We start from the raw sequence: 7,570 nt of genomic DNA on the forward strand, positions 1-7,570 counted from the left end.
CCGAGGTCGCCGGCGTTTTCGTCAGGGGCGCCTGGTTGGGGTGTTTCGATCAGCCCTTGAAGCGGGTCTGTTCGAAAGCCGGCACGCGGGCGGCGAAATCATCGAGCCAGGCGACGAGCTTCGGATGGCCGGCCCGCCATTGTCCTGCGAAGCGCAGATCGAGATAGCCGAGGGCGCAGGCAAGGGCGAGCTCGCCGATGCGCGGGCGGTCCGTGAAGGCGGGCGGCGCGGCTTCGAGCGCTTCCAGGCCGCGTGCGACCTTGCCATCCTGATGCGCGACCCAGTTGGCGTTGCGGCCTTCCTCGGGGCGGAAGCGCCCTTCATAGACCTTGAGCAAGGCGGCGTCGCAGATGCCGTCGGCCAGCGCCTGCAGTCGCAACTGGGTGAAGCGTGCTTCTCCGGCCGGAATGAGCTTCCCGCCGCTCAGATGGTCGAGATAATCGACGATCACGCGAGAATCGAACAGCGTCGTGCCGTCCTCCAGCACCAGCGTCGGGATCTTGCCGAGTGGATTCTGCTGGCGCAGGACCTCGGACGGGTCGTTCGTATCGGCGGCGACGATCTCGATCCTGTCCATCAGCCCGAGTTCGATGGCCGCCATCTTGACCTTGCGGCCGAACGGAGAGGCGGGAGAGGAGCGCAGGACGAGCATCGGCGGTATCCTTGATGCGGAACGGAGAGCGATCGATCAGCCGTCGGGGCGGATCGCCTCGCAGTGATAGCGCGGGCGCGGCCCCTGGGCGAGCCGTTCAGTCAAGGCTGGCAGCAAGGTTTCCGCTTCCTCGGTCAGACGCCAGGGCGGGTTGACGATCAGCAGACCGGTGGCGCTGAGCCCGCCGGCAGCTTCCGGCCGGTCGACATCGATCTCCAGACGCAGCAGCCGGCCGATGCCGGCGTCGAGCACCGCGTCCATCAGGGACACGACGCCGCTGCTGCCCTTGATCGGATACCAGAGCGCATAGATTCCGGTCGGCCACTTGCGGTACGCCGCGATGAACTGGGCCGCGAGCGTGGCGAACTCGTCCTTCTCCTCGAAGGGTGGGTCGATCAGGACGAGGCCACGGCGTTCCTTCGGAGGGACATTGGCGCGGAGCGCCGTCCAACCGTCGATGGCGAGTGGCTTGCAGCGCTTGTCGCGGCCGATCGATTCGGCGAGCTTCCTGTAGGTTGGCGGATGGAGTTCGGCCGCGATCAGCCGGTCGTCCGGCCGCATCGCATGACGGCAGAGCCAGGGCGAGCCGGGATAGGCGCCAGCGCCATGGAGCGCGCGGGCGCCTTCCAGGGCGGCACGATAGGGAGCGAGCAGCGCCTCGACGGCAGGGGACAGTGGTGAGCGGTCGATCCGCGCCACGCCGTCCTTCCATTCATGCGTTCTCAGCGCCTCTTCCGAATCGAGATCGTAGCGGCCGCTGCCGGCATGGGTATCGATGATGCGGTAGGGCGTCGGCTTGGCGTTGAGATGCAGCAGGATGCGCGTCAGCACGACATGCTTCAGCACATCGGCGAAGTTTCCGGCGTGGAAGCCATGACGATAGTTCATGCTGCCGTTGGTAGAGGAAGCCGCTCCTCACCGGAAGCGGCAAAGTCTGGCCGTGTCCGGCTTTCAGCGCGGCGCGACGACCGTGAACTCGCGGGAGCGGCAGCCGGAGCGGTCGACCTGCTGGCAGGAGCGGAAATCGCGCAGATCCCGCGTGAAGCAGATCTTCACTTCCTGCAGCGCGCCGCGCTTGCAGGCGACCGACATCATGTCCGGGCGCAGGCCGGGGTTGGCGGCGGCGAAGGCGCGCTCGAGATCGATCGCAGTCCAGCTCTGGTCGCGCTCTGCCTTGGCGAGCGTCGGCGGGATGACCACCTTCTCACGGGCGCGGCGGACATCGCGGAAATAGTCGCTCGGGCTGGAGCCGGTGCAGGTGCCGTGCTTGCGCCACTGATAACGGGCGAGGCCCTCGCTCGGGAACAGGCCCTCGGCCTGCTCCATCGCGATCCGCGAGGGCGAGCGGCCAGCCGGGCCGCATTCGCTGGGATAGCCGCGTTCGTTCTGCGGCCAGAGACCGTGCACGACGAAGCGCAGGCCGGCGCCTTCGCCGCACTGCTCGCGATTGCGCGTGCGATCGCCGTCGAGCTCGCAGAAGCCCGGCGACCAGGAGAGCGCCAGGACATAAAAGTCGAAATCGCCCGGCGCACTGCTACGCTGGCCAAAGCCCTGCGCGTGGCCGGCTCCCGCGAAGCCGAACAGCGCCAGAGCCGCGATCGCCAGCCGCTTCATCATCGGATTGCCCGTGATCAGGGGCGCGCCATCTGGCAATCGGGTGCATAGGTGCGCTGGCGGTCGAGACCGTGCACGCACCAGTTGACGTTCCAGGTCAGGCCGAACAGGCCGAGGCTCTCGCGCACGGAATAGTCGACGCGGCGGAACTTGCCGTCGTTGAGCAGGACGCGGCCGCTGCAGAAACGACGCGGGATGAAGTCGTCGCCCCAGCTGCGGAAGCCGATCTGTGTAACGCGATCATAGGACAGGGCCTGGAGCGGACCCCAATAGGTATCTTCACGCGAATTGAAGCGGTTCGTCACTGCGCCCAGCACGGCGGGATCGTCGCAGCCGGGGAGATTGCCGGTCATCGGGAAGGTGCGATTCTCAGCCCGGTCGGCAGGGTGGACGAAGCGGCCGTTCGCGGCGCCGGCGGCAAAAGCCGTGAGGCAGGCGAAGGAGACAAGGGCGGTTCGCAGCAGGGCGCGGCGCATCGAATCAAGCCTCGTATGTGAGGGCGAAGATACGGCGCACGATGGCGATGTGCCGGCCACCGGTCAAGGCGGCAGGCGAAAGGACGGCGCCATGCGGCGAAGGGGCGGCCGGCAGGAGCCTCCCGTGCTGGCGCAGAGAGCTGCGATCGGCCAGATTGGCCGGAGAAACGCGGGGAAACGACATCATGGACTGCTTCGATGATCCGGCGGCGCGCATCGAGGATGCCGAGGCCTTGCGCGACCATGTCGGCCCGGTCTCGCCGCTCGCGACCGGCAAGGTGCTGCGCCGGCTCGACCAGTTCTGCCGGGACTTCATCGCGCTCTCGCCCTTCCTCGTGCTCGCGAGCTGCGATGCGCAGGGCAATGCCGATGCGAGCCCCCGCGGCGACGGGCCCGGCTTCGTGCGCGTGCTCGACGATACGACCCTGCTCATCCCGGATCGGCGCGGCAATAATCGCGTCGATTCCTTCGGCAATATCCTATCGGCGCCGGGTGTCGGGCTCGTCTTCATGGTGCCGGGGATTCCGGAGACGCTGCGCGTCAACGGCAGGGGCAGGGCGACACGCGATGCCGCGTTGCTGGCTCCCTCCATCATGCAGGAGCGCGCTCCCGTGACCGGGATCATCGTCGAGGTCGAGGAAGCCTATTTCCATTGCGGCAAGGCGCTGATCCGCTCGAAGCTTTGGGACCCGGCGACGCAGGTGCCGCGCCACTCTTTCCCGACGCTCGGCCGCATCATCGCCGACCAGACCAAGGCAGTCGATGGCGACGAGGCCGATCGCAATCTCGAGGAAGCCTATCGCACGCGCCTTTATTGAGGCGCGGTGATCAAGGAGCGCCGGCGCCTGTCACTTCGAGCACGGCCGGTGCCGGAGCGGCCCGGCGTTCGAGGAGGAGCAGGACGAGCCCGGCCGTGACGATCAGCGCCGCGCCGCAAAGCATCGCGGGCGTCGGCCAGTCGCCGAAGATGAACCAGCCGAAGACCAGCGCCCAGACGATCAGCGTGTACTGATAGGGCACGACGACCGAGGCTTCCGCCAGCTTGAGCGAGCGGGTGACGCAGATATGCGCGCCCATCGCGACGATGCCGAGCAGGGCAAGCAGGGCGGTGTCCTCGAGGCTCGGCGTCACCCAGCCGAAGGGCAGGAGCGCGAGCCCCATCAGCAGGGCGCCGAATGTCTGCCAGGCAACCAGCGTGACATCCGGCGTGCCGCGCAACTGGCGGCCGGCGATCATCATCGCGGCGAAGAGGAAGCTGCCGAGCACGGCGATCAGCGCCGGCATGGACAGGCTGGCGCCGCTCGGATTGAGCGAGACCGCGACGCCGGCAAAGCCCAGTGCGATGGCGAGCCAGCGCCGGCCGTCGATGCGCTCGCCGAGCAGAAGCGCGGCGAGGATCACCACCCAGACCGGCGCCGCGAGCCAGATCGTCATGGCGTCGGCGAGCGGCAGATAGGTCACGGCAAGGTAGAACAGCGCGACCTCGCCGGAGCTGAACAAGACGCGCAAGGCCTGCAGGCCGGGGCGCTCCGGCCGCAAGGTCCTGTGCACGCCTTGCTTGAAGACGAAGGGCAGGATCACGACGAGCGCCGCCAGGCTACGGACCAGCAGGAGCTGGCCGACCGTGTAGGTGGCGACCAGCCATTTGCCCATCACGTCGTTGAGGGAAAACAGGAGGATGCCGACGAGCATCATGGCGATGCCGGTGATGGAGGCGTTGCGGGCGGTCATGTCAGGCGAGGGTTTCCAAAGGCGCACCTCAACTGGCCGAGTTGGCCATGCCTGGCAATCGGCCACGCTGCATGCCCGCATGACCTCCTGATATTAAGTATTGACTTAATTAAGTGAATGACAAAATTATTGAGCATGGATCGCTTCACCGCCCTCGCCGACCCGACGCGCCGCAGCATCGTCGAGATGCTGGGCGAGCGGCCGCTTTCGGCGGGGGAGATCGGCGCCTGTTTCAGCGCCAGCGCGCCGGCGATCTCGCAGCATCTCAAGGTGCTGCGCGGGGCGGGGCTCGTCACAGTGGAGGTCCGGGGCCAGCAGCGGATCTACAGGCTCGATCCGGCGGGGCTCGAGGCGTTCGATGCCTGGCTGAGCAAGGTCCGGCGCTTCTGGGGCCACCATCTCGATCTCTTGGAGCAGGAGCTCGCAAAGCCTGAACCGGGCGAGGGAGGCAATGATGGATGACTATGGAGTCGTGCTGGAAAGCGGCGCGGTGCGTTTCGAGCGTCTGCTACCCGGGCCAGTCGAGAGGGTCTGGTCCTATCTGACCGAGTCGGAGAAGCGCGGGCAGTGGCTGGCCTCGGGCGCATTCGATCTGCGTGTCGGCGGCCGGACGGAGATGCTGTTCAAGCATTCTGACCTCACCGACGAGACGCCGCCGGAGGTCTACCGTAACGTCCACGAGAACGGCGTGCGCTCGACGGGTACGATCACGCGCTATGAGCCGCCGCGGATCATCGCCTTCACCTGGGGCGGATGCGATGAGTCGGAATCCGAGGTCGAATTCGAGCTTGTCCCGAAAGGCGGGAAGGTTCTGCTGGTGCTCACGCATCGCAAGCTCGCGAGCAAGGCGGAGATGACCAGCGTCTCCGGTGGCTGGCACATGCATCTGGGCCTGCTGGACGGTGTGCTCAGCGGCAATCCGCGTCGCGGATTCTGGTCGCGCTTCAAGGCGCTCGATGCGGATTATGCCGCGCGCTATGCTGGCCTGCCCGAGCCGGGCCAGAACTGACGAGCAAGCCTGATTAGAGACTCGCCGCTGCCCGTGCCGCCTGGTCGTACTGGCCGGAGAGCGAGCGCATCGCGGCGGCGATTTCGGAAAGGCGGGCCGGGTCGGCGCCGGTGGCGCGGACGGACTTGACCAGGAGCTGCTCGCGAATCTGGGCATAGCGTCGACAGGCTTCCTCGCCGGCCAGCGTGACCTCGACGGTCTTCTCCTTGCCCTTGCGGCCGCCCTTGAGCAGCTTCAGCCGCTCGAGCTTCTTCAGCGAATAGTTCACCAGATGCGTGTCCTCGATATTGAGGACGAGGCAGATATCGGCGAGCCGCTTGGCCTTGCCGCGGTGATTGACGTTGTGCAGCACGAGCACGTCGAGCGGCGAAAGATCGGGCATGCCGGCTGCCGCCATGCCGCGCACGATCCAGCGATGGAAAGCGTGCACCGTCATGCTCAGCGCGAACTCGAATTCAGACAGGGCCGGCAGGGCTCCCGAGGCGAGATGGCCGGAGGAGACGATCGGGCCGAGGTCGTCAGGGGGTGGAGAGGTCATCACGCTCGACTGCTCTGAATAAGAACGCCGTGTCATCCCGGACAAGCCGCGTCAGCGGCGCTGATCCGGGATCCATGCCTGAACCGTTCCGGTATGGATCCCGGGTTTCCTTCCGGTCGCCCGGGATGACCGCGGCCTTGATGCGACGTGCGGCGAGGTCGCCTATGTTACATCTTCTTGTAGGCGTCGACGATGGCCTGGCCTTCGGCACCAGCCTTCTTCAGCCAATCGGCGGTCAGCGTGTCGCCCGCCTTCTTGAAGCCGGCCGCGAGCTCGGTCGAAGGCGCCTGCACCTTCATGCCCTTGGCCTTGAGCTGGTCGAGATACCAGCCCGCCTTCTCCTGCCACATTTTCCAGCCGCGTTCCTCGGCGGTGGCGGCAGCCTTCAGGATCGCGTCCTGCGTCGCCTTGTCGAGGGCATTGAAGGCGGCCTTGTTGACGAAGGTCGCATCCTTCGGGATCCAGGCCTGCGTGTCATAGAAATGGGTCAGCGATTCCCAAACCTTGGAGTCGTAGCCTGTGCCGCCTGACGACATGAAGGAGTTGACGACGCCGGTGGCAAGCGCCTGCGGCAGCTCGGCCGCCTGGATCGTGACGGCCTGCATGCCGAGTAATTCGCCGAGGCGGGCGGTGCCGACATTATAGGAGCGCCATTTCAGGCCTTTCATGTCCTCGATCGTATTGATGTCCTTCTTGGCGTAGACGCCCTGCGGCGCCCAGGGGACCATGAAGAGGAGCTTGATGCCCTGGCTGTCGAGCTTCTTCTCGATCGCGGCCTTGGAGGCCGTGTAGAGCTTGCGCGAGTCGGCGAAGGAGGTCGCCAGGAAGGGCACGACGTCGATGCCGAAGACCGCGTCCTCGTTCTCGTGCAGCGACATCAGGACCTCGCCCATCTGGGCCTGGCCGGATGCGACGGCGCGCTTGATCTCAGGCGCCTTGAACAGCGCGGCATTGGCATGGACCGTGATCTGCAGCTTGCCGCCCGTGGCTGCCTCGACGTCCTTGGCGAAGAGGGCGAGGTTCTCGGTGTGGGGATTGTCCGACGGGTAGGCGTTGGGCAGGTTCCACTTGGTCTGCGCGGCGGCCGGCATGGCGAAGGCGAGCGCGCTGACTCCGAAGGCGAAGGCCGCGGCGGTCAGCAGTCTGCGGTTGATCATGTCATTCCCTCTCTTTTGCTTATGGTGACGGGGCTGGAGATCAGTCGGGGAAAGCGAGCTTCGGCAGATAGAGCACGATCTGCGGGAAGGTCGTGATGATGATGACGGCGATGTTCAGCAGAATGAAGAACGGAAACGCTGCCTTCGCAATCGTCATCGTGTCCTTGCCGCTCATGTTCTGCAGCACGAACAGGTTGAAGCCGACCGGCGGGGTGATCTGCGCCATCTCGACATGGATGACGAGGTAGACGCCGAACCAGACCAGATCGAAGCCGGCTTCCTTGACCATCGGCAGGACGATGACGGCGGTGAGCACGATCATCGAGATGCCGTCGATCAGGCAGCCCAGGATGATGTACATGCAGGTCAGCGCCAGCACGAGCATATGCGGCG

11 protein-coding genes are annotated in these 7,570 nt (G+C 66.1%); 3 read left to right on the forward strand and 8 right to left on the reverse strand.

The window, feature by feature from the left end; all coding sequences use genetic code 11:
- Nucleotides 1-49 precede the first annotated feature (49 nt).
- From Q0Q02_RS01370 to Q0Q02_RS01385, 4 genes are all read right to left on the reverse strand, one after another.
- Nucleotides 50-652: a glutathione S-transferase gene (locus Q0Q02_RS01370; protein ID WP_293806249.1), complete on the reverse strand. Its 603-nt coding sequence runs from the start codon at nucleotides 650-652 to the stop codon at nucleotides 50-52.
- A gap of 36 nt (nucleotides 653-688) precedes the next feature.
- Nucleotides 689-1,540, reverse strand: coding sequence for a 23S rRNA (adenine(2030)-N(6))-methyltransferase RlmJ (locus Q0Q02_RS01375; protein ID WP_293806250.1), 852 nt, complete (start codon nucleotides 1,538-1,540; stop codon nucleotides 689-691).
- Between the two features lie 63 nt (nucleotides 1,541-1,603).
- Nucleotides 1,604-2,269 (reverse strand): ribonuclease T2, encoded by a 666-nt coding sequence (locus Q0Q02_RS01380; RefSeq protein ID WP_293806251.1) that lies wholly within the window; start codon nucleotides 2,267-2,269, stop codon nucleotides 1,604-1,606.
- A 14-nt stretch (nucleotides 2,270-2,283) separates the two neighbouring features.
- Nucleotides 2,284-2,742 carry a hypothetical protein gene (locus Q0Q02_RS01385; RefSeq protein WP_293806252.1) on the reverse strand — a complete coding sequence of 153 codons (459 nt, stop codon included), beginning with the start codon at nucleotides 2,740-2,742 and terminating at the stop codon, nucleotides 2,284-2,286.
- A 185-nt stretch (nucleotides 2,743-2,927) separates the two neighbouring features.
- Here Q0Q02_RS01385 and Q0Q02_RS01390 point away from each other — a divergent pair, with 185 nt between their 5' ends.
- Nucleotides 2,928-3,560: a pyridoxamine 5'-phosphate oxidase family protein gene (locus Q0Q02_RS01390; protein WP_293806253.1), complete on the forward strand. Its 633-nt coding sequence runs from the start codon at nucleotides 2,928-2,930 to the stop codon at nucleotides 3,558-3,560.
- Between the two features lie 10 nt (nucleotides 3,561-3,570).
- Here Q0Q02_RS01390 and Q0Q02_RS01395 read toward each other — a convergent pair whose 3' ends face one another.
- A complete protein-coding gene (locus tag Q0Q02_RS01395) occupies nucleotides 3,571-4,473 on the reverse strand; it encodes a DMT family transporter (protein WP_293806254.1) in 903 nt (300 codons plus the stop codon).
- Between the two features lie 135 nt (nucleotides 4,474-4,608).
- On the opposite strand from Q0Q02_RS01395, the gene Q0Q02_RS01400 reads away from it, so the two are divergent.
- Together Q0Q02_RS01400 and Q0Q02_RS01405 are read left to right on the forward strand one after the other, a co-directional pair.
- Nucleotides 4,609-4,935 carry a metalloregulator ArsR/SmtB family transcription factor gene (locus Q0Q02_RS01400; protein WP_293806255.1) on the forward strand — a complete coding sequence of 109 codons (327 nt, stop codon included), beginning with the start codon at nucleotides 4,609-4,611 and terminating at the stop codon, nucleotides 4,933-4,935.
- Complete coding sequence (locus Q0Q02_RS01405) at nucleotides 4,928-5,482, forward strand: SRPBCC family protein (protein WP_293806256.1); 555 nt, start codon at nucleotides 4,928-4,930, stop codon at nucleotides 5,480-5,482. Before Q0Q02_RS01400 ends, Q0Q02_RS01405 begins: the two co-directional genes overlap by 8 nt.
- Nucleotides 5,483-5,495: 13 nt before the next feature.
- On the opposite strand, the gene Q0Q02_RS01410 is transcribed toward Q0Q02_RS01405, so the two are convergent.
- From Q0Q02_RS01410 to Q0Q02_RS01420, 3 genes are all read right to left on the reverse strand, one after another.
- The gene (locus tag Q0Q02_RS01410) at nucleotides 5,496-6,020 is read right to left on the reverse strand and encodes a winged helix DNA-binding protein (protein WP_293806257.1); all 525 of its coding nucleotides are present in this window, start codon (nucleotides 6,018-6,020) and stop codon (nucleotides 5,496-5,498) included.
- Nucleotides 6,021-6,187: 167 nt separating this feature from the next.
- Nucleotides 6,188-7,177, reverse strand: a complete 990-nt coding sequence (locus tag Q0Q02_RS01415) for a TRAP transporter substrate-binding protein (RefSeq protein ID WP_293806258.1) — start codon at nucleotides 7,175-7,177, stop codon at nucleotides 6,188-6,190.
- A gap of 40 nt (nucleotides 7,178-7,217) precedes the next feature.
- Nucleotides 7,218-7,570 (reverse strand): TRAP transporter large permease subunit (locus Q0Q02_RS01420; RefSeq protein ID WP_293806259.1); only part of this gene is annotated, 353 nt, incomplete at its 5' end.

Source organism: uncultured Allobosea sp., from assembly GCF_945956895.1.
GTDB lineage: Bacteria > Pseudomonadota > Alphaproteobacteria > Rhizobiales > Beijerinckiaceae > Allobosea.